Genomic DNA, 23012 nt, shown 5'->3' with positions numbered 1-23012 from the left:
GCTACCTCCCGTCCCCGACGGAATCCTCGGACACCTGCGGCGGAAACGCCATCGGCGCCGAACCGGTGATATCGACAGCCACGCCGGTGGGCTCCGAACGCCCCGAGGCGTACTCGACCAGCCGCCACCCCAACAGCGACTGATACCGATACTCCTGATCACCAGCGACACCCCGCGCAGCCATATAGCGCGCGTACTCCTTGACACTGGTGAACGCACAAATCCAATCGACACCCCCGAGCCGTGCCGTGTACAGGCGATCATCATCAACCAACGGCACCAATAAACCAGCCTGCCCGAACGCCGCCGCCAGCACCTCCGGCTGCCCGAAACCGGCATAGAAAGCAGCGATCTCCGCTCGCAACGCGGCACCACTGTCGAATTCAGCCAATCGCTTTGCCACCCCCGCTCACGATCTATCGGCCACCCACCAAACCAGGCCCATCGCAGCATACCTATGGCTCGGTGGCCGCCATCCGATCCAGAAACGCTTGCCCCCGGGCTGGAACTACATCATCGTCAATCTCCGCTGGTGGCAGGCAGAATCGGCCGATTCGTGGTCGAGAAGAGACGCGAGACCGATCGCCACTCAACAATCTCGACTCGATCGTGGCTGGCCCCCGCCTGGGACACCCTCGAGGGGTCCACTCAGATGAGCACTCGCGATCGCGTTCGGTGCTATCGGGCTCTGGACCGGACAACACCTCACGCCCTTCAGCGATTCAGAGCCACGGTCAGTCATCTGTTCTGTTTCTTCGACTTGATCGGCTTCTTCTTCGTCTTCGGCTTGTCGTGGTCCGGCTCCCACTCATAGCCCGCCAGGTTCTGCTCGCAGTGCCAGTTTTCGACCAAAACATCTCCTTGGTCTCGTTCGCACCAACGTTCCGCCTTGCCACACGCAGTCAGGCCGAATCCAGCCGCTACTGCGATTGCCACCGTGATCACGGTGGCGCGGAATCGGGTGTTACGCATTGGGTTTCTCCGATCTCGGTAATTGAGTTCAGCCGCCAGCCCTCGTCGATGATCTCGGCGACCGACCGCACGTGCGTCGGTGAAGGAATCGCGGTCGTCGCCCTCACCCGAGGACACAGCAACTTCGACCGGGGTGGCCAGAACCCGAGCCCCCACCGAACCCATGAGTCGAGTCTCTGCTGGTCAGCATCACAGTCGGAACGCATATGAAATCCATTGATAGATCGCCAGTTTGGGCACCATCATCGCCAGTGCGCCTTGCAGGAACCTTAACGATTGATGAGTGAGCACCGGACTTACAATTCTCTTCGGATACCGAACCAACCGACGACGCCCACATCCACAGGGAGTGCACGTTCAGTTCAGCGGCCGCCATGCTGCCCATCACACCGTCGGCCGGTACCGGGTAACCATCACGCTGTCCAGTCGGTGAACATGCCCGGCGTTCAGCGGCGAGGGTTCGGGGCGCCTGCTGCTAGTCCGCGGCCAGCATCCGCTCGAGTTCATCCCATCCTTCGGTGGACTGGTGACGGACTTGCACAGCGCGCGCGTTCTCGACAGCGAGGCAACCGCTCCGCAGTGCCAGTGGAATCTTCATGTGGCGCAACGCTGTCCAACGTTGTTTGTCGTCCAGCATGACGAACCCGGTCAGCGTTTCGCCCGCCGCGGCCGCACCCGCCAATGCGTGCGCGGCGAGAAGAAGCTCAGCCCGCAGCCTTTCGTGCCGCTCGTCGAGATCAGCGCTGCCGGTCGCGACGTACGCCTCGGCATGAATGTGGGCAAGTACAAGGTGCACGTGCACGCCGATACAACTGGGACGATGACAAGAGCACCAAGATCGCCGGTATCACGGTCCCGTGCAAGCGCATGGGCGCGCTGCACACGGCGGGCCTAGCGCGGGACTACAACATCGACGGATCCAGCGGGACCCGGCGATACGAGGGAACAGTACCGTCGACCGGACGGATGAACCTGCCAGGGCCGCCCGACGGCCGCGACGGCAAGAGGAGTGATCCCACCCGATGAGGTACCCAACGCCTGGAATCCGGCAGGTGACGCTGGCCTGTGTCGTCGCCGGCCTCATGGCCGTGACGGTCGGCATGACCGGCTGCGGCAGCGAAACACCTAACGGCGACCGACAGTCGCAGCCGACCCAGGCCGCGAACGACACCGACATCGCCAGGGAGGCTTCCGAATTCGGCGGAATCGTCATCCCGGAGAATGTCTCCCTGCTCGGCGCCCGATCCGAGCGCGGTATCGACACGCTCTACCAGCTCGCGCTATCGACCGATCCCCAGGGTCTTACCCTGCTGCTGGCCACATCGAAATTCTCCGCGCCGCTGACCAAAGTCTTCGGTGTGGCTCAGACCGCCATCGCGGGGCCTTCCCTGGAGACTTCACCGTCGATCCTGAAGGCCCAGGACCACTACCGACGCCCTGATGGAAAACCGGTCAACCGGATCATCATCGTGGACGAGCGGGACGCGTCGAGCCGCTTCATCCACATCCAACTGTTCGACACATGATCGGCATCGTCGGCGGCGCTGGCGGAGCGGCGAGGCTCGGGTTCCGCGCTTGTCACCGCACCCCTCCCGCAAAGATCTTTTGAACTCGCGGCGTGCTCACGAGGTCAGGTGCCCAAACCTGATCGCCAGCAGATTCGCTACCAGGACGGCGACGAAGACGACCGCGACTGCTCGGTAGCTCACGGCCCACAGTCCGACCGCAGCGCTGCCGAAAACCACCACCTTGGTGACGACCGCGAGCAGTGGGTTGTCGAATGTCGCATGCGGCGCCGCGAAGAGGCCCCAGGCCAGCGCCGCGAGGAGTGGCACGCCCACAGCCAACACGAGCTTGACTGGAGTCGCAGTGGCGGTCTTCCAGCCCCACAGTCCCAGCGCCCCGAGCGCGACCAACTCCATCCCGAATGCCAGCGTGAGGTTGGCCCATTTCCAGACTTCGTGCATGTCCGTCTCCCGCGACTCATCGAGAGCGTCGCTCTCTCATGAGAGCAGTGTGCACGCCGGGTTGAGCTTCGTCAAGTTGCCGACCTACACGGCTGTGGGCGTCGAGCCGGAGAATGGTGCAGTGATGCGCACGCGTTCGACCACCGTCAACTCGAGCGCGTTGGCCGCAGGGCCACTTCCTTGCCGCCCGGACGTCGAGTCCGTCGTGGGGCGGCGCTGACGCATCGCCGGGCACCACACCCATCCCCGACATGAGCGGGCAGTGGGCCGGCCAACCCCATCCCCGTCTCCAGAACCCGAAAGCTATGTCCGAACTCCGCAACCACCCACGAAAATTAACCCCGAACACCGAAACCTAGACCCGGACAGGACATAAATCTGTCCGTTACGGTTCAACCTTGCGAACAGCGACTGGCTGACCTGGGGCCCGAAAGGTTATGCGGACGGTTGGGCTGCCCGAGCGTTCGGACCTACTTTGCGGATTTGGGCAACCGGGTACTGCATCCCAACTTCGCCCGTCTGGTCTGACCCTGAATCCTCGGCTTCTCGCTCCGTCGAGGAAGACTCAGGCAGTAACGGTGAGGACCAACGTAGCTGCGACGAAGCCAAGTACGACCACATCCATCGTCACCGCCGAGACGGCGTCGCGAACCCGGAGTCGGGCCATGATTGCTCCTACCATCAGGGCAGCCAGGCCGACGATCGCGGCTATCCCCAACGGTCTGAAGTAAATGCCGAGCCCTGCGCCCAGGGCTCCGGCCACCTCCAGCGCCCCTGTCAGACGCCACAGAACAGGAGAGATGCGCAGGTGATCACGGATCTCGAGCGATTGTTGTAACCCGATGAGCTTCACCGCGCCAGTCACAAGGAAAAGAAGACCGACGGCCAGGGTCAGGACTGTCGTCACGTTCATATGACTCCTGAAGTTCGAGAGATCTCGCGACTCTATGAGGTTCCCAACAGATCTCACACAAGGTGTCGCCGTCCCCGGCTGCAGACACTCCTCCAACGGCACCAGCGCAGACCGCTGCCCACCGAACTCGGCATCGACAAGGCAACGTCGAGCCCTCGACCTGAGTTTGTTCAGGTCAATGGATTTCAGTTGAGTGCACCACGCTGACCAGGCACGACGGTCGCGGGGATGGTGGATTTCACGCACTAATCGGCCGGTAGAGTCGCAGGTTGTGGCGTTCATCCGGCGGGTCCGCACAGCATCCGGGGCAACCGCGGTCCAGGTCGCCGAATACACCAGCGGCCGCCAACGCATCATCGCCCACGTCGGATCCGCCCACACCGAAGCCGAACTCGGCATCCTGCTCGCCCGAGCCCGTGACCTCGTCGAAGACCGTGACCAGGGCCAGCTCGATCTCGGCCTGGAACCCGTCCAGCAACGCACCGCCCTGCTCGGCGAACCAGCGGTCCCGCCGGAGACGTTGTTCGAGACCGCGCCGGCCACCCCATCACCGGCCGGTCCGGTCAGCTCCGGCCGGGTTACCGGCACCAGCTCGAGGCTGCTGTTCGATTCTCTGGCAACGGTTTACGACTCCCTCGGCTTCACCACCGCCCTCGGAGACGACGTGTTCCGCGACCTGGTCGTCGCGCGGCTGGTCGAACCGACCTCGTTGGCCGACATCGGCCGGGTCCTCGCCGAGATGGGCCGTGAGCCCGCCTCCTACTCCACCCTGCGCCGCACCCTCGGCCGCGCCGCCGGTGCCGAGGGCGGCGGCTACCGCGACCGGATCGCCGAAGCCTGCTTCGCCCACGCCATCACCAGCGGTGACGTGTCGCTCTGCCTATACGACGTCACGACCTTGTATTTCGAAGCGGAGAAAGAAGACGGCCTCCGCAAGGTCGGCTATAGCAAGGAACGCCGCGTCGACCCACAAATTGTGGTCGGGCTGTTGGTCGACCGGCACGGATTCCCTTTGGAGATAGGCTGTTTCGAGGGTAACAAGGCTGAGAAGCACACGATCGTTCCGATCATCCGGCAGTTCCAGGCCCGGCACCGGCTCGAGTCGTTCGTGATCGTCGCCGACGCCGGCATGCTGTCGGCGGAGAACCTGACCGCCCTCGACGACGCCGACCTGCGGTTCATCGTCGGTTTCCGTGTCACCAAGGCACCGATCGATCTGGAGTCCCATTTCCGTTGGCACGGTGAGACATTCGCTGACGGGCAGGTCATCGACACCGTCACCCCGAAGCGCGGAGCGAACGTCGACAACAACTCCGCGGTCCGCGCTGAACCGGTCTGGGACCCCGACACCCACCAGGGATCGTGGCGGGCGGTCTGGGCTTACTCGACGAAACGCTACGTCCGCGACAACCGCACCCTCAACGCCCAAGAAGCCAAGGCCCGCGCGGTCATCGCGGGCGAGAAAGCCGACAGGGCACCACGTTTCGTGAAGAACGGCAAGGCCGGCAAGACCCTGGACGAGGCCGCGCTCGCGCGGGCCCGCCGCCTCGCGGGCTTGAAGGGATATGTCACGAACCTGCCCGCCGACATGATGACCGCCAGTGAGGTGATCGGTTCCTACCACGACCTTTGGCATGTCGAGCAGTCGTTTCGCATGTCGAAGACCGACCTCGCCGCCAGGCCGATGTTCGCCCGCACCCGCGATGCGATCGAAGCGCATCTGACGCTCGTGTTCACCGCGCTGGCGGTCGCCCGCACCGCCCAAGACCGCACCAGCGAGAGCATCCGGGCGATCGTGCGCCGGTTGCGGGTGCTGCGGTCGGCGACGATCGCGATCAACGGCGCGCAGCAGACGTTCGCCCCGCACATCCCGGCCGATGAACAGGCACTTCTGGCGGCGTTGCGGGGCTGACGTCACGCACTAACCTAAATGAACAAACTCGGGAAGGAAAAGAAGACCGACGGCCAGGGTCAGGACTGTCGTCACGTTCATATGACTCCTGAAGTTCGAGAGATCTCGCGACTCTATGAGGTTCCCAACAGATCTCACACAAGGTGTCGCCGTCCCCGGCTGCAGACACTCCTCCAACGGCACCAGCGCAGACCGCTGCCCACCGAACTCGGCATCGACAAGGCAACGTCGAGCCCTCGACCGGCGGCGGCGGTGCGCCGTCGCCGACCACGCTCAGCCTCGGCACGAGCACGCAGCCTGCCCGCCACAGCGGTCCTTTGTGCCCCCAGAACCCGCAACCTATGTCCGAACTCCGCAACCACCCCCGCAAACTACCCCCGGACACCGCAACCATCCCTAAACAAATCAAATATCCACTGTCCGTCCCGCATGGAGATTGCGGTTTGTTGAACTGCTGACCTGCGACCCGAAATCTATTCTGTCCCGAATTTCGATCTGACTGTTCGGACCTAGATTTCGGCTTGTTGGTCCTTTCCGTTCTGCTGCCGCTGTAGCAGTGCCGCGACTGTCGCGGCTCGCAACGGTCAGTTCCGTGCCGTTACGACTGATTTGGGCCGAGTTCGTGGGTGCCGGCCGGTTGGCACATCACTTGACAGGGGTGTGGTCGAGCCGGGCTTCTTGGGAGCGCAGCCAGTCCAGATATCGATCCAGCCAGGTATCGCACGGCAGTCCCTGCGGGCCTTCAGCGAAGCCGTGACCGCCGCGATCGTATACGTGCATCTCCACCGGACGGCCCGCCGCCAGCCAATTTCGGTGCAGCGCGAGGTTCTCTTCGACCACATTCTCGCCCTGATCGTCTGCGGCGAAGCACAGAAACAGCGGCGGCGCATCGGGCGGCACTCGATAGCCGTGCCAGATCGCCGGGTAAATCGGTGCCGCGAAGTCGGGCCGGGTAGCGGGGTCGTAGTCGGTGGCGGCGGCGAGGGTGAGCAGGCCGCCGGCTGAGAAACCGAGGATTCCGATGCGGTGGGGGTCGAGATTCTCCTCGGCGGCCCGTTCGCGAACGATACGCACGGCAAGCTTCGCGTCCGTGACCGCGACCCGCGAGTGGGTTTTGATCTCCTCCATGTCATGACCCCAGTGCCGGAGGAATTCCTCGTCCGGAATGGGTGTCGGCAGCAGTCGGTAGCGCAGGACGAAGGCCGTGATGCCCTGCCCGGCCAGTTGTTCGGCGATTTGGAAGCCCGTGTGCGTGAGCGTCATGAAACTGCCGCCGGGACAGACGATTACCGAGGTACCGGTGGCACGGGCTGGATCGGGACGGTGGACGGTCAGCGCGGGTCGGGCGACATTGCGGATCACCCGCAGATTCCGGTGGCCCTGTACCTCGGGTATCACCGTCAGCTGCCCGTACGGTGCCGGATCATGCTCGGGCGCAGGAGACTCCGATGACAGGGAGATGAGTTCGTCGCCGATTTCGGGATTCATCGCTGCTGATCCTGTTCGAGGATGGTCACCACGCCGGCGTCCCCGTCGACGGTGATCTGCTGTCCGGTCTGCAGGGATTCGGTGGCGGCACCGGTGCCGAGGACGGCCGGAATGTGGTATTCGCGGGCAACGATCGAGCTGTGGCTGAGCGCGCCGCCCACATCGGTGACGATTGCCGAGGCCAGCGCGAACAGCGGCGTCCACGCGGGGGTGGTCATCGTGGCGACTAGGACGTCACCGGGACGCATCTGTTCGAATTCGCTGGGGCCGTGGATGATCCGTGCCGGCCCGGTGGCCTTGCCGGGGCTGCCGGGCGTGCCGGTGATGGTGGCACCGTTGTTCTCCGCGCGGTCGTGCGCACTGTGCTTGGCGAAGTCGATGCCGAGGATCCTGGTCCCCTTGTCCGGCAGCACATGGGGTGCCTTCATCGCTCGCTGTGCCTGCCAGACCGAACGCCGCTCGGCGATATCGGCTCGCGAATCCGACAGTGCCAGATCGGAATCCAGTGCGGCTGCTGCGGCCTCGAGCTCGACCAGCAGCAACCAGTACGCATCGTCGGCGGCGGCGATGGCCTCCGCGGCCGTCAGCCGGCGACCGATCTCGCCTAGTAGCCGCCGCACCATGGGCCAGCCCAACCCCACATCAGCGAGTGCGTTCTCGCGCAGCGGAGCCGCGGACTGGGCCCAGCTCAGCAACCGAAGCGCCAGTGCGCGCCGCAAACCCGGCCGCTTGCGCTCGAGAAAGCGCACTGCCTCGGCACGTGCTTTCGCCGCGGTGCGTTGACGCGTATGGGGATCCGGGGCGTCGTCGATGAGAAAGAAGCACAGCGTCTGCAAAAGGGCTCCGGGATCCTCGGCCGGCAACGGCTTGGCGAAGTCGAGGTCGTAGACCATGTCGCCGTACTTCGCCAGGTAGGTGCGGAACCGGCCGCGGAAGTCCTTCCCGGCGAGGGCGGCGTCGTCTCGGCTGTCGAGAATGTGGGCGCGCTGTTCAGGATCGGTGATCCGTTCGGCCAGCCCCGGTTGCGTACGCACCCACTGGGCTAGATCGTAGAGCGCCTTCTCTGCCAGGATCGGCTTGCTGTCGAACCCGAGCAGGAATGTCGTCGCGGCTGGATCGTCGTTGTGCCGCAGGCTGTTGTACACCTTGGTGAACATCGACTCGCTGATGTAAGCGGCTGGCAATGCCCCGCCCTGGATGGCCAGGTAGTACTGGGCGGCCTGTTCGACGATCTCTCGTACACCGGTGAGCAACTGTTCGGCCGGCGCCGTGGCGAGGTCGGCACCCTCCCACCGATCGGCAGCCTGGCGGTAGCTGTCGTGCGCGGTGCGCCAACGCTGCGGCGCGGTTCGCAGATGCCGCGGTAGGGTGCTGCTCAGAAACCGAGGCTGCGCCAACATCATTCGAAGCGCCAGCAGGCCGGTGTAGTTGGTGTTGTAGTAGCCGTAGCCGTTGATGATCGCCATCGGTTCGTCGAAGTACGGTAGCCCGATGTTCTTGTAATGCTCGCTTGTCGTCCGCTCCCATGCCGGGATGCCGAGCGTGGCGAATAGCGGCGACAGCGGCTCGGGCAGTAGCTCCATGACGCTGCCGCGAATGTATTTACCCTTGGGATCGGGCAGGTTCCAGGTCAGTTCCGTCGTGGTGGGTGCCGGCTCGGGCAGGGCCGTGATCGGGCGGGCTTGGACGATGAACAGGTGCTTGTCGTGCACTGCCCACTCGATGTCCATCGGTCGGCCGTAGAGTTTTTCGATGCGAACGGCGATCCGGGCCAGATCGGCTGCGGCACCGGGACGCAGCGCCGGCTCCAGCCGCTGATGTTCGGGCACGGGTTCCTCATGCGTTCCGTCGGGGGTACGCACGGTCATGGTCCGCTTGTCGCTGACATCCTGCTGCAGGACCCTGCCGTCGGCTTTGGCCACAAGGAACGAATCCGGCGTGACCAGCCCGCCGACGATCGCCTCGCCCAGACCCCAGGCGGCATTGATCAGCACCTGATCCCGTGCGCCGGTCAACGGATCGGCCGTGAACGCGACCCCGGCCGCTTCGGCCTGGACCAGCTCCTGCACGACGATCGCCAGCGCGACATCGTCGGAGGCGATGGCATTCCGGGCGCGATACCCGATGGCCCGGTCGGTCCAGAGTGAGGCCCAGCAACGCTTGACCGCATCCAGAACCGCCGCTACACCACGGATATTCAGGTAGGTCTCCTGCTGACCAGCGAAGGACATGTCCGGCAGATCCTCGGCCGTGGCCGAGGACCGCACCGCGACCGCCACCCCACCCAATTGCGCGTAGGCCGTCTGAATCTCCCGCGCAATGGCCTCCGGAATTGTCTGGGTGGCGATGAGGCCGGCGATCTCGAGAGCTGCGGCGGCCCAGGTTTCTGGTCGGTCCGCCACAGCCCGGGCGGCTGCGGCGAGGATCCGATCGTGTAGGCCGTCGTTGGTGACGAACCGGCGGTACGCGGTCGTGGTCACGTGAAATCCGGGTGGAACCGGAAGACCGGCCGCGGCCAAACGAGCCAGCGAGCTGCCTTTGCCGCCCGCGACCTCCAGCGTCGCGGTCGGGTCGGCTAAGGGAAGGATGTACGAATCGACCTGGTCTTCAACTGTATTCATGACTTCTCTCTTTTCGGGTGAACCGAGATCAGGCGAAGAACTTGGCCCGCGCCGTCGCCAGCGCGTCGAGCATGATCGCCTTGCCGGCGGCGAGGTCGGCTCCGGTCGGCGGGGTCAGGCCGAGCTCGAGCAGCTCGGCCAGCGCGTCCACCACCTCCTCGGCGGCCGGCAGGCCGGTATCGGCGGATTGCCCGCCGCTATGGGGAAAGGTCAGCCGCAGTGCCGGCGTAAGCGCATCGAGGATGAACGCCATCGCCCGGGTGTCGACTTCCCGGCGCACCGCCCCGGCCTGCTGCATGTCCTTCAGAAATGACTGGGTGCCAAGGTCTTTCATGTTCTCGAACAGGTTTCCGGGCCGACGCAGATACTTGCCGAAGATCTCCTCGTCGCGGGCGACGATCGCCGCTGCCAGCGGCAGCTGTTGCAGCGCGCCCGCCATTGCCCGGTAGACGCTTGCGACGCTGCCGCCCCGCGGATCGGCCAGCAAGTGCTCACTCCACCGTTGCGAGTAGCGGTCCAGCTCGCGCCGCGCAACCGCCTCGACCAACTCGTCCTTCGACTTGAAGCGCAGGTAGACCAAGCCGCGATGCAGCGCTACCGCGTCGGCGACATCGCCCATCGTCAGCTTGTTGTATCCGAGCCGCAGCAACAGCTCCGCGGCCGCACCGAGGATCGCCTGATCGCGTTCCGGCTCGTTGACCACCATCATCCTTTGACTGTTTGACTCATTTGGATAATTTGTCAAATTTTATGGTGGACTAAAGGGGAACGCAAGGAACTTGCCCGGAGAACCATCGGTACGTCCGAGTGGATAACACCGATAGCAAAGGTCCGCGCCCTCGCGTCACTACGGGAGGAACCCGCGCACCGGCAGGCAGTCCTCCAACCGCACCGCCCATGCATCGGTCAACGCCAGCCGCCGCTGGCCGGACTCGGCATCGACATAGGCGATCGCGAACTCCCCACCCTCCGGCGACGACGCCGCGCCGCCCGCCACCACGCTCAGGCTCGACACGGCCACGGAGTCTGCCCGCCAGGCCCCTCCCACGTACTCAGAACCCGAAAACTATGTCCGAACTCCGCAACCACCCACGAAAACTAACCCCGAACACCGAAACTTATACCCGAACAGGACATCCACACAAACCCCCCTTAAATTCCCCCTCCACACTCAATTACAACAGGCAGACCTTTTGCATCGAGGACAATTAGATAACGACCAGGACTTTTGATACGTTTGCCACTAAATAGGTGAACTGCAAGCCTAGCTTTTATAGCAGATGTCGTGCTTCCTGGAGGTATGACCGCGACACTTCATAAGGTTGTCGCTGGAAACGGCTACCTCTACTACCTCCGCAATGTCGCCGCGAATGACGCATCGACTCGCGGCCGGTCCAGCCTGGCCGACTACTACTCGACGCGTGGTGAGTCACCGGGACGCTGGCACGGTGCAGGCTTGGCCGCGTTGGGGATTCAGCCCGGCGACGAGGTAACCGAAGAACAGATGAAGGCGCTATTCGGGTTGGGTCGCCACCCCAACGCCGACCAGATCGAAGACCGCGTCTTCAACGAGGAGATGGACAAAGGCGCCAAACTCAAAGACGCCGAGCGCGCAGCCGATAATGCGTCACGGTTGGGGCATCCTTTCCGCGTCTATTCCGACGTCAATGAATTCCGGAAACGATGCGCGCAAGCATACGAAGCACACAATATCGCGCGCGGTTCGGACCCTAATGACGCCATTTCCGATGACGTGCGCGCACAGATTCGCAGCACAATCGCGACGAAAATGTTCACAGAACACTACGGTCGCGCACCCATAGATGCACGTGAATTGTCGGGGTGGGTGGCACGCAACTCGCGACCACAGACGACAGCCGTCGCCGGTTTCGACATCACGTTCAGTCCCGTCAAGAGCGTCTCGACGCTATGGGCGATCGCCCCGCGAGAGGTCGCGGAGAAGGTCGAAGCCGCCCACCACGCCGCAGTCGATGACTCGCTGCACTGGTTGGAGCACAACGCAACGTACACGCGGCTGGGCCGCAACGGTGTCCGCCAAGTGGATGTCGAGGGCATGGTCGCGGCCCGGTTCGCGCATCGGGAAAGCCGGGCCGGTGACCCTGACCTGCACACGCATGTGCTGATCGCCAACCGCGTCCGCACCACCGACCTGAGTTTGTTCAGGTCAATGGATTTCAGTTGAGTGCACCACGCTGACCAGGCACGACGGTCGCGGGGATGGTGGATTTCACGCACTAATCGGCCGGTAGAGTCGCAGGTTGTGGCGTTCATCCGGCGGGTCCGCACAGCATCCGGGGCAACCGCGGTCCAGGTCGCCGAATACACCAGCGGCCGCCAACGCATCATCGCCCACGTCGGATCCGCCCACACCGAAGCCGAACTCGGCATCCTGCTCGCCCGAGCCCGTGACCTCGTCGAAGACCGTGACCAGGGCCAGCTCGATCTCGGCCTGGAACCCGTCCAGCAACGCACCGCCCTGCTCGGCGAACCAGCGGTCCCGCCGGAGACGTTGTTCGAGACCGCGCCGGCCACCCCATCACCGGCCGGTCCGGTCAGCTCCGGCCGGGTTACCGGCACCAGCTCGAGGCTGCTGTTCGATTCTCTGGCAACGGTTTACGACTCCCTCGGCTTCACCACCGCCCTCGGAGACGACGTGTTCCGCGACCTGGTCGTCGCGCGGCTGGTCGAACCGACCTCGTTGGCCGACATCGGCCGGGTCCTCGCCGAGATGGGCCGTGAGCCCGCCTCCTACTCCACCCTGCGCCGCACCCTCGGCCGCGCCGCCGGTGCCGAGGGCGGCGGCTACCGCGACCGGATCGCCGAAGCCTGCTTCGCCCACGCCATCACCAGCGGTGACGTGTCGCTCTGCCTATACGACGTCACGACCTTGTATTTCGAAGCGGAGAAAGAAGACGGCCTCCGCAAGGTCGGCTATAGCAAGGAACGCCGCGTCGACCCACAAATTGTGGTCGGGCTGTTGGTCGACCGGCACGGATTCCCTTTGGAGATAGGCTGTTTCGAGGGTAACAAGGCTGAGAAGCACACGATCGTTCCGATCATCCGGCAGTTCCAGGCCCGGCACCGGCTCGAGTCGTTCGTGATCGTCGCCGACGCCGGCATGCTGTCGGCGGAGAACCTGACCGCCCTCGACGACGCCGACCTGCGGTTCATCGTCGGTTTCCGTGTCACCAAGGCACCGATCGATCTGGAGTCCCATTTCCGTTGGCACGGTGAGACATTCGCTGACGGGCAGGTCATCGACACCGTCACCCCGAAGCGCGGAGCGAACGTCGACAACAACTCCGCGGTCCGCGCTGAACCGGTCTGGGACCCCGACACCCACCAGGGATCGTGGCGGGCGGTCTGGGCTTACTCGACGAAACGCTACGTCCGCGACAACCGCACCCTCAACGCCCAAGAAGCCAAGGCCCGCGCGGTCATCGCGGGCGAGAAAGCCGACAGGGCACCACGTTTCGTGAAGAACGGCAAGGCCGGCAAGACCCTGGACGAGGCCGCGCTCGCGCGGGCCCGCCGCCTCGCGGGCTTGAAGGGATATGTCACGAACCTGCCCGCCGACATGATGACCGCCAGTGAGGTGATCGGTTCCTACCACGACCTTTGGCATGTCGAGCAGTCGTTTCGCATGTCGAAGACCGACCTCGCCGCCAGGCCGATGTTCGCCCGCACCCGCGATGCGATCGAAGCGCATCTGACGCTCGTGTTCACCGCGCTGGCGGTCGCCCGCACCGCCCAAGACCGCACCAGCGAGAGCATCCGGGCGATCGTGCGCCGGTTGCGGGTGCTGCGGTCGGCGACGATCGCGATCAACGGCGCGCAGCAGACGTTCGCCCCGCACATCCCGGCCGATGAACAGGCACTTCTGGCGGCGTTGCGGGGCTGACGTCACGCACTAACCTAAATGAACAAACTCGGGCCGGTTCGCGCATCGGGAAAGCCGGGCCGGTGACCCTGACCTGCACACGCATGTGCTGATCGCCAACCGCGTCCGCACCACCGATGGGCGCTGGCGCACCCTGGACGGTGCGATGGTGTACCAGGCGATCGTCACCGTCTCCGAGATCTACAACACCCGATTGGAGATGCATCTCGAAGAAATGGTCGGCGTCGAGTTCGCCGAACGTCCCGGTGTGGATCCGTCGAAACGCCCGATCCGTGAAATCGTCGGCATCCCTGAACGGTTGAACCAGTTCTGGTCCCAGCGCGACGCGGAGATCACCCAGCGACTCGGGCAACTCACCACAGCCTTCCAACGCAAGTGGGGACGCGAACCCATACCCCCGGAGCTGTTCGGATTGATGGACCGCGCAACCCTGGAAACCCGCCCCGACAAGCAACAACTACGCACACTCTCCGAACAACGCGCCGACTGGCGAACCCAGGCCGTCACACTGCTGGGCAGCCAGGAAGCGCTGGCACGCATGGTCTCCACCGTGCTGCACCCACCGCACCACGCCCGCCCTGTGGCCGATGCCGAATGGATCGAACGCACCGCCGACTACGTCCTCGAAACGATCTCAGCACAACGATCGACCTGGCAACGCCACCACATCCGCAGCGAAACCGAACGCCAACTCCGCGGCCAGATACGCCTCGAGGACTGCGAACGCGTCGCCGAAGCGGTAGTGGCGCAGGCATTGTCACCGACATCGGCCATCGCTCGCGGTGATCCTGACATCACCGATCAACCGCGACTGCGCGCGGTGCCAATGATGTTCGCCCGTCGCGACGGCTCCAGCGTGTACACCACCGCAGGCTCCCAGATCTACACCTCAGCGCAAGTATTGAGCGCCGAACAGCAGTTGATCGACCTGGCGGTGCAGCCCGGTGGCCGCCAATTGCCGAAACCTATCGTCACGCAAGCCGTCCATGCCTATAACAGCGCGAACCCGGACAGACCACTCAACGCCGGTCAGATCGCGGTCGTCGAGGGCTTCGCCACCTCAGATCTGCGCGTACGCACCGTCGACGCACCCGCCGGCTCCGGGAAGACAACAGCCATGCACGTGCTCACCGACGCATGGCACGTCAGCGGTGGCACCGTCCTCGGACTCGCTCCCACCGCCGCAGCCGCATCCGTGCTGGGCGAGTCGATCGGCGCACGCGTCGAGACCATCGACAAACTCCTCGACGTCCTCACATGCCACACCCCCGAAACCCGGGACAGCGAAGCGAACGGGTCACTGCCGCAATGGGTATTGCAAATCGACCAGAACACGTTGGTGATCATCGACGAACACGTCAAAGTCGGGAACCTCAAACGCCTACGCCTGCTGCAGTTCCTGGCGTCCCGGGACGCGACGATCCGCTGCCTGGGTGACCCGAAGCAACTGCCCTCGATCGAAGCCGGCGGCGCCCACACCAACATGAACGACGCCGCCAACACCCACACCCTCACCCTCGACCACGTCGTCCGCTTCGCCTCCCCAGCCGAAGCATCCGCCAGTCTGCTTCTCCGCGAAGGCGATCCCGCCGCACTCGGCTTCTATCTCGACCACCGTCGCATCCACTCCGGCAGCCACGCCACCACCCACGACGACGCCTACATCGGATGGAGCGCCGACCACTCGAGCGGCCGCGACACCATCATGCTCGCCCCCACCCACGACATCGTGCGCGAACTCAACCAACGCGCCCGCGCCGATCGCATCGCCCGCACCGGTACACCAGTCGGGACGGAAAGCGCACTGGCCGACGGCCTGTGCGCATCGGTCGGTGACACGATCGCCACCCGCCGCAACGATCCACGACTGCGTCTTGCCGACGGTGATTGGGTTCGCAACGGATACCGGTGGATCGTTTCCCGCGTTCACGACGACGGAAGTCTGACCGTCACGCGCCTGCGTTCGCGTCGCGAACTCGGCCATACGGTCACACTTCCGCCGCAATATGTGACCGCACATGTGCGCCTCGGGTACGCGACAACGATCGATTCCGCGCAAGGCGTCACCGCCGATACGTGTCACGTCGCGCTCACCGGATACCAAACCCGCGCACAGTTCTACGTCGCGATGACCCGCGGCGCGCACGCAAACCACTGCTACCTACCAACAACATTGGACGCCAGCGAAGGATCTTTCTTCACCGAACCAGCAGTATTTCCGCGCACCGCGGTGGAGGTCCTGCTGCGCATCCTCGGCCGCGACGACACACAGAAATCCGCGCACACCGAACTACGGGACGCACTCGATCCATACCGACGGATCGGCCGCGCGGTCGATATCTATCTCGACGCGATCGGCCTCGCCGCCGAACACGCCCTCGGCCCAGACGAACTCTCTCAGCTCGACACCGCCGCGGAAGCATTGCATACCGGGCTCACCGACACCCCCACCTACCCGATACTGCGCCAGCACCTGGCGACAATCGCACTGACCGGTCGCGATCCGATCGCCGCGCTGCACACCGCCGCCGCGAGCCGCGAACTCGATACCGCCGATGATGCTGCCGCAGTTCTGGATTGGCGACTTGACCCAACGGGCACACATTCGTGTGGTGTCGGGCCCCTGCCGTGGACCCGCGGACTACCCCACACACTCAACGACGTCGACTCCGGTCAGCTGTCCGCCCGAGCACAGATCGTGACCGACCTCGCCGACCAGATCCGCACCGACACCGCTACCTGGTCCTCGACAACCGCACCGCATTGGGCGCGGCCACTCATCGGTAGCGACCGCCAACTACTCGCCGAGCTCGCAGTCTGGCGGGCGTCCCTACACATCGACGACCGCGACCTACGCCCAACCGGACCACCACGCTATCCCGCGCTCGAACGCGAACACCAGCAGCTGCTCGATGCCCGCGTCATCGACGCCATCGGCGACATCCATCTCCCCGTCAACCGATGGTCACCACTGGCCAAACAACTCGACGAACGCATCACCAGCGACCCCTACTGGCCCACCCTCGCCGACAAAATCGACCACGCCGACCGCACCGGAATCGACATCGAAACACTCCTCAGCGAGGCCGCGGCCCTGCGACCGCTACCCGACGAAATGCCCGCCGCCGCACTCTGGTCACGCCTGGAACTCCAACCGACACCCAACATCTCCGACCGCGATAGACCAACCCGGACCGCCGACGAGCACGCAGTTCTCGACGAACACACCACCGAACAGACCAGCACCGATCGGCCCCAGCCCCGCAGTGCCGCAGCCGGCGACTACACCCCCGACATCGAACCGGTCAGCGAACCCACACTCGACGCGCTGGGAATGCTCACCGATGCCGAACTCGAACAACACATCGACGAACTGCACCTACACATCGCCCTCGCCGAAACCGACGCAATCATCTACGGCCCATACACCCCAGTCCCCGACGACGATGAACGCGATGCCGAGGCGGCCGCGCACCACCAAAAGGCAGCTAAACAAGCCATCCGCGACGCGCACACCAGCACCGACGAACTCCGTGCGGCCGAACAATCACTCCACGCCATCACCACCGAACTCGACCACGCCCGAACCACACTCGACACCACACCGGCCTATCGACGTGGTCAACGCCGCGCGCTCCACACTCAGATCACAACCCTGCAAACCGAACAACAGCGCCGCATCCACGCCCGAAATTCCGCGCACACCATCGCACGCAACGCCCAACGAGACGCGCTCCTACTCGCCGGCCCCGCCCAGGACTGGGAACACATCCTGACGCAACCCATCACCGAGCCGAGACCCCAGCCAACACCCACCACACCATCCGAGCCGACCTACGCCGACACACTGAAAGCCGAATACCAGCAAGAACTCGACCAACTGCAATCCGAACAACACCGACGCACCCAACTCACCCCCACCCAAACCGCCGCCGAACAACAACTACGCCAACACAGCACGCCCGACGACGACACCTCCAACTACCTCGATGACCCCGTCGACCCCAACCAGCCGCAATACGACCACGATCTCGGGCTATAAGCGAATCGTCGGCACCGACGGCATGGATACGATGCCGTGCGCCGAGGAATTGCGCTACATCCAACAGTCCGATGCCAGGGACTCGCCGGGTGGATCTGCGGGGAACTCTGGCGGTTCGTCGCCGTCGCAGGGGGCGCGAACTTCGGTGACGTGGTCCTCGCGGTCGGGCGCTGCTCGACCAGATGCGCCCGGCGAAACACCGTCCCACACGGAGTGGGTCGAGCGGGAATTGCTCGCCGCGGTGGCTGCGGTTCGTCTGCAGGCTTTGCCGCCAGGTGTGCGAAGAACCGCCTGCCGGGAACCGATCGCCACCATCCACGTCGCTGCCGCGATGACCGCGGCCACATTCGGCAGAGTCCCCACCCACAGCGCCACGTCGCACAGCAGCGTTTTGCCAGAAAAGTGGAAGACAACGTCAGGCGGTCACCGACGCGTGGACGGAACGCCACACCGCAAACCATCCAGGAGCGTCACGGTGATCCGATTCATGTCCTACAACCTGCTCGACTACGGACTGCTGGACAGTCCCGCTGAGCTGTAGCACCGCGAAAGCACACCGGGCATCACCAAGTCCACGGATGCCGACGCTGTCACTGACAGACGCCGTGGACTGCCTTAGCGGATGACACGCAGACCACTCTGCTGTTTGGGCTGCGGAAAACGTCGAGAACACGTCCGCTACTTCGCGTGATCGAAACCAGGCCGAGGAGACCAAATAGCTGACCCGGTTCATACGCGAGGAGTGCGCTCACATCGCTTCGGCCCGATCAGCGACGGTTGGTCGCCGGAGCCTTGCTATCGAATCGGCGCAACCAACGACCCGGCAGGCTGACCTATTCCGACTTCTTCTGCAGTTTCTCGGGCCAGTAGGCCAGATTCCGCTGTGTGTCGAGGGTGTAGGGGTGGTCAGCGCCCAGCACGCGCACCTGGTCGGCAAGGACTCGTTCGAATTCGATAACCGCTGTTGCGATATCACCAGCCTCGGCACGGCAGCGAGCCAGATGGCCGCGGGCGTTGAGGACGTCGGGGTGGTCAGCGCCCAGCACGCGCACCTGGTCGGCAAGGACTCGTTCGAATTCGGTAACCGCTGTTGCGGAGTTACCGGCCTTGGCCCGCCAGTAGGCCAGATCAGCGCGGGCGTTGAGGACGTCGGGGTGGTCAGCGCCCAGCACGCGCACCTGGTCGGAAAGGACTCGTTCGAATTCGGTAACCGCTGTTGCGATGTCACCAGCCCTGGCCCGCCAGAAGGCCAGAATGTTGCGGGTGTGGAAGGTGTCGACGTGGTCGGGACCAAGCGCCTGCACCCGGTCGGTGAGGAGTCGTTCGAATTCGGTGACCGCTGTTGCGATGTCACCGGCCTCGGCCACCCAATAGACGAGATTGTTGCGGGCGATGAGGGTGTCGCGGTGGTCGGCGCCCAGCACGCGCACCTGGTCGATGAGGACTCGTTCGAATTCGGTAACCGCTGTTGCGATGTCACCAACCTCAGCACGGCAGCGAGCCAGATTACCGCGGGTGTTGAGGGTGTGTGGGTGGTCGGCGCCCAGCGCGCGCACCTGGTCGATGAGGAGTAGTTCGAATTCGGTAACCGCTGTTGCGATGTCACCAGCCACAGCACGGCAGCGAGCCAGAATGTGGCGGGTGTTGAGGGTGTGTGGGTGGTCGGCGCCCAGCACGCGCACCTGGTCGATGAGGAGTCGTTCGAATTCGGTAACCGCTGTTGCGATGTCACCAGCCTCGGCCCGCCAGTAGGCCAGATTACCGCGGGCGTTGAGGACGTCGCGGTGGTCGGGGGAAAGGGTGCCGGTGAACTGGGGGAGCCAGGAAGACCATCGGTCGCGGTTTTCGGCGACTCGGGCGGTGTCGAGGTCGAGGAGGAATTGCAGCGCTGCGGATGGTTCGCCGATGGTGAGGAAATGTCGAATGGCTGATCCCCGAGCGTAATTGCTGCTGGCGGTGGTGTGGGTGGATTCGATCGCGGCCAGCAGAGCATGGTGGGTATCGACGACCTGGAATTCGTGTTGGGTGAGTTGTTGTTGTATGGCTGGCTGGAAGTCGGTGTGGGCCAGGCCGAGGGTTTCGATGGGGGTGCCGGGGTTGCCGCGGCTGATAAGAACTCCGAGGTTGGCCACGGCATCGCGGATGTGGGATCGGTCGGTGTGGATTCCCAGAGCGTGCAGGGCGCTATCAAGCAGTTCGATGGGCAGCACGGGACCGGAACCAGCTGCGGCGAGAATTCCGAGAATCGCTACAACTGATCGCGTGGTCGCGAGCCCGGATGCGGTGATCGCGGCGTGGATACGTTGCCGCACAAGCGTGTCGAGGTCGATGCGGTCGTGGCGAGTACGGTGCGGGGTTTCCAGGATCAAGCGCGCCAGCAACCAGCCGCCGGCGCTGGTCTGTGCCCGCAGTGAAGCAACGCCAACCTGCCATGAGGCGATTTCCTGGTCGTCGGCTCGGTTGTGGGCGTGCAGGACTGCGGTGATGATGTCGGCATCGGTGGGCGCGCTCATATCAATGAGGCGACGGTGTGCAAGTTGTGGGGTGTCCTCGATCCCGTGGCCTTCCCGGACACCGACGATTACTCGCACATGCGTCAGGGTCTTGCGGGTGGTCAACTCGGCGATGGTGGTGGTGATCTGTTTTCGAACACCGGTTTCGGCTTGATCGAGACCGTCGACAATGACAATGAGTTGTCCGAACCGAGGTCTGATCAACTCCAACGGCCCCAGCACATTGAGCTCAACGCCGTCGGGCACGACCTCGCAGTCTCTGTAGCCGGCGGCAACGGCTTCGACCGCAGCTGAGTATCCATCAACCCGCCGCAGTTGGGCGATGAGTTCGGCCGTGAACGATTCCAGCGTGGATGACACATCCACGAAAACCGCTGCCGTGATGTACCGGCCGCTGAACGGCGCCTCGCTCAACAGAATAGGCCGGATCAACAGGGCCATCACGGTCGATTTGCCGCACCCGGCGGGACCCACCACCATCCTCAACCGGTGCTCTCCCGCGGCGTATACCTGTTCGGCGCAGTCCTGCACGCTCGCTCCGATCGCCGGTCCACGAGTCAACAGATCCACGAACCCCGCCGACGGGCGCCCGAATGCCGCGTCGTTCACACGAGAAATGTTGGGCACCAACCACAATCCCGGATCACCGCCTACCGCTGAACTGAACTGACGCGGCACCTGACGTTCACATGTGTTTCCGATCTGTGGTCGCAGATCCCCCGGCAGCAGGTAGGTCCCCTGCTCTGGCAGCCCTTGATCGAACAGCGACAGCATCGTGCGCGTGAAACACCCGTCATAGGCGATCCCGTCGTCCGAGGCTGCGAGGACTTCGATCCGGCCGGCTGTCGGATCGATGACCTCGACCCACCGGTAGGCGTCGGTGACACCTGTGCCCGCCTGACACGTGTCGACCAACACGATCAAACCGTCCAACCGGGCCGGAATCAGCTTCTCGATGATTCCCTGTCCCAGGTTGTAGGCGGTATCGGAATCGACCCGCGCCGGATCGGAGTCGGTCGCCAGCAGATACAGGCTCTTGTGCACCGTCACGCCATGACCGAGGAAACTGATCAACAACGTCGCGTTCTGCTGCGAAGCCGCCGAACACGCTTGCCCGACAGCAGCTTTCAAGCCATCGATCGTCGGATTCACGATCGGGCCATCACCGACCGCGCTGATCCATCCACCCAGATCCCGCAGACGCTCGAACAAGCCCGTGGCCAACTCATCGACGAAACCGAGATACCCCGACCGCCCCAGCCCCTCGCACTCCGACCCAACGACCAGCGCCAGCCTGCCTCCCATGAACCGAAGATACGCTCACACCCAAACACAGTTCGAGCCAACCGATCACACTCTCAGCGTTATGGCGCCGCCCCACATTGGATCAGCTGCCAACATCCCATGATGAACACCGAGCAAACTCCAACTACTTCGACAGCCCTGTCGAACCTCACTATCCGCAGCCTGACCACGATCTCGGTCTGTAACCAAGCTGCATCGACCACCTACTGCGCCCGCGCCCAAGCGAGATCGCCGCATCGAAAAGCCCCCGCGTCCAAAACCTTTGGCGCAAAACCCATGCGGCGACCCAAATGACCAGCTCACAGCCTCGTGACTAGCGAAGTCGCGGCCGATCAGCTTTCATGGTCATAGGGAGAATCGCAGACGGGCACAACCGAGGCGATAACTCCATGCACACAAGCGGTTTCCAGACGCACGGATCACCGATCCGCGTCCACCCCGTCACATCGAACGCAACGGTGCCCGCACCGGTCATCGGTATCCGCGCGCACCCGACGACACCCGTTCCATGCACCCCTCGTGTGGCGAATCAGGTTGCCGCAGATGGATAGTCATTCACGCGAGCAGTCGACCGATACCAGCGCCGAGGTGTCCCCGCCACACGAATCCACCTACCCAGTCGAGGTAGGCGCACAGGCTCTCGGTAAATCACGACGCTGGTACCTCACACAACTCAGAGCGGGCAACCTGCCCGGCCACAAGGCAGGCCGGACATGGTTCCTCACCGCCTCCGACATCGCCGCCGCGATCGAACAAACCAGCAAACCAATCACGCCCATCCCCCGACCACCCCCCAGACCGTCACCAGAAAAGGCGACAGACAAGCCACGCCGCCCTATCCACCGGCGACGACCTCGACGACGAATCCCTCCCCAGCAACACACCTGATGAGCCCCCTGCCGCGCCGAAACCGACAGCGCCGCAGGGAAACGGCACGGCCTGGAGGAGACCGCCAGGTGTTGCCCTGCACCTGCCCCCAGGCCGTGCTCCACCACCCGAAACCCAGCACAGGACCGCCGAACTCCAACCACCCGCAATGAATTTGCGCTGGTTCCGTACGGCTCGGTCGTCGCTCGCCGTGCCGGACGAACCGGGAGGTTCTCGAAAGCCGAGTCCATCTCCCGATGACCCAAACCCATCGAGGAATACGCTCGCCGAGCCGATGTTGACAGTCGTCTGCCACCCCGTTGTGGGACGACCGCGTTACCAGTCATGGGACCACCGGCATCAGGCGATCCGCTGGGAGAACACGGTCCAGATTCCGATCATGGCGAGGGCAAACTGAACGTCTACGCCGATTATCGGACGTGGGTACCGTTGCGACACGCCGCGCCGACCAGGTCGTCTCCGCCTGGCT

At 64.1% G+C, this 23012-nt stretch carries 16 protein-coding genes and 1 pseudogene; 7 read left to right on the top strand and 10 right to left on the bottom strand.

Annotation, left to right across the window (positions count from 1 at the left end):
* Position 1 precedes the first annotated feature (1 nt).
* The 3 genes from ACQP2U_RS00755 to ACQP2U_RS00745 form a co-directional block, all read right to left on the bottom strand.
* On the bottom strand, positions 2-403 hold the full coding sequence (locus ACQP2U_RS00755; protein WP_433712886.1) for a hypothetical protein: 402 nt from the start codon (positions 401-403) through the stop codon (positions 2-4).
* A 335-nt stretch (positions 404-738) separates the two neighbouring features.
* Positions 739-936 (bottom strand): hypothetical protein, encoded by a 198-nt coding sequence (locus tag ACQP2U_RS00750; protein WP_433712885.1) that lies wholly within the window; start codon positions 934-936, stop codon positions 739-741.
* A 511-nt stretch (positions 937-1447) separates the two neighbouring features.
* Positions 1448-1774, bottom strand: a complete 327-nt coding sequence (locus ACQP2U_RS00745; RefSeq protein WP_433712884.1) for a hypothetical protein — start codon at positions 1772-1774, stop codon at positions 1448-1450.
* Between the two features lie 220 nt (positions 1775-1994).
* On the opposite strand from ACQP2U_RS00745, the gene ACQP2U_RS00740 reads away from it, so the two are divergent.
* Positions 1995-2498: a hypothetical protein gene (locus tag ACQP2U_RS00740; RefSeq protein WP_433712883.1), complete on the top strand. Its 504-nt coding sequence runs from the start codon at positions 1995-1997 to the stop codon at positions 2496-2498.
* A 96-nt stretch (positions 2499-2594) separates the two neighbouring features.
* Here ACQP2U_RS00740 and ACQP2U_RS00735 read toward each other — a convergent pair whose 3' ends face one another.
* Complete coding sequence (locus ACQP2U_RS00735; protein ID WP_433712882.1) at positions 2595-2939, bottom strand: YrdB family protein; 345 nt, start codon at positions 2937-2939, stop codon at positions 2595-2597.
* A gap of 565 nt (positions 2940-3504) precedes the next feature.
* Positions 3505-3852 carry a DoxX family protein gene (locus ACQP2U_RS00730; RefSeq protein ID WP_433712881.1) on the bottom strand — a complete coding sequence of 116 codons (348 nt, stop codon included), beginning with the start codon at positions 3850-3852 and terminating at the stop codon, positions 3505-3507.
* Between the two features lie 271 nt (positions 3853-4123).
* Between ACQP2U_RS00730 and ACQP2U_RS00725 the strand changes: the two genes are divergently transcribed.
* Positions 4124-5764, top strand: a complete 1641-nt coding sequence (locus ACQP2U_RS00725) for an IS1634 family transposase (protein ID WP_433712386.1) — start codon at positions 4124-4126, stop codon at positions 5762-5764.
* Between the two features lie 645 nt (positions 5765-6409).
* Here ACQP2U_RS00725 and ACQP2U_RS00720 read toward each other — a convergent pair.
* From ACQP2U_RS00720 to ACQP2U_RS00705, 4 genes are all read right to left on the bottom strand, one after another.
* Positions 6410-7252 carry an alpha/beta hydrolase gene (locus tag ACQP2U_RS00720; RefSeq protein WP_433712880.1) on the bottom strand — a complete coding sequence of 281 codons (843 nt, stop codon included), beginning with the start codon at positions 7250-7252 and terminating at the stop codon, positions 6410-6412.
* A complete protein-coding gene (locus ACQP2U_RS00715; protein WP_433712879.1) occupies positions 7249-9873 on the bottom strand; it encodes a PEP/pyruvate-binding domain-containing protein in 2625 nt (874 codons plus the stop codon). The genes ACQP2U_RS00720 and ACQP2U_RS00715 overlap by 4 nt, the downstream gene beginning before the upstream one ends.
* Before the next feature lie 28 nt (positions 9874-9901).
* Complete coding sequence (locus ACQP2U_RS00710; protein ID WP_433712878.1) at positions 9902-10582, bottom strand: TetR/AcrR family transcriptional regulator; 681 nt, start codon at positions 10580-10582, stop codon at positions 9902-9904.
* Between the two features lie 138 nt (positions 10583-10720).
* On the bottom strand, positions 10721-10888 hold the full coding sequence (locus ACQP2U_RS00705; protein WP_433712877.1) for a hypothetical protein: 168 nt from the start codon (positions 10886-10888) through the stop codon (positions 10721-10723).
* A gap of 285 nt (positions 10889-11173) precedes the next feature.
* On the opposite strand from ACQP2U_RS00705, the gene mobF (ACQP2U_RS00700) reads away from it, so the two are divergent.
* The 5 genes and pseudogenes from mobF (ACQP2U_RS00700) (at position 11174) to ACQP2U_RS00680 (ending at position 18378) form a co-directional block, all read left to right on the top strand.
* Entirely contained in the window at positions 11174-12076 is a 903-nt protein-coding gene (gene mobF, locus ACQP2U_RS00700; protein WP_433712876.1) for a MobF family relaxase, read from the top strand.
* Positions 12077-12154: 78 nt separating this feature from the next.
* Positions 12155-13795, top strand: a complete 1641-nt coding sequence (locus ACQP2U_RS00695) for an IS1634 family transposase (RefSeq protein WP_433712386.1) — start codon at positions 12155-12157, stop codon at positions 13793-13795.
* Between the two features lie 46 nt (positions 13796-13841).
* Positions 13842-14288, top strand: a pseudogene (gene mobF, locus ACQP2U_RS00690) (MobF family relaxase); the annotation flags it as partial.
* Between the two features lie 45 nt (positions 14289-14333).
* A complete protein-coding gene (locus ACQP2U_RS00685) occupies positions 14334-17837 on the top strand; it encodes an AAA family ATPase (protein WP_433716792.1) in 3504 nt (1167 codons plus the stop codon).
* On the top strand, positions 17785-18378 hold the full coding sequence (locus ACQP2U_RS00680; RefSeq protein WP_433712874.1) for a hypothetical protein: 594 nt from the start codon (positions 17785-17787) through the stop codon (positions 18376-18378). Before ACQP2U_RS00685 ends, ACQP2U_RS00680 begins: the two co-directional genes overlap by 53 nt.
* Before the next feature lie 292 nt (positions 18379-18670).
* Here ACQP2U_RS00680 and ACQP2U_RS00675 read toward each other — a convergent pair whose 3' ends face one another.
* The gene (locus tag ACQP2U_RS00675; protein WP_433712873.1) at positions 18671-21655 is read right to left on the bottom strand and encodes a tetratricopeptide repeat protein; all 2985 of its coding nucleotides are present in this window, start codon (positions 21653-21655) and stop codon (positions 18671-18673) included.
* Positions 21656-23012 lie beyond the last annotated feature (1357 nt).

This window comes from Nocardia sp. CA-084685 (assembly GCF_050955785.1).
Classification (GTDB): Bacteria; Actinomycetota; Actinomycetes; order Mycobacteriales; family Mycobacteriaceae; genus Nocardia.
This window is presented reverse-complemented; position numbering and strand designations above follow the sequence as displayed.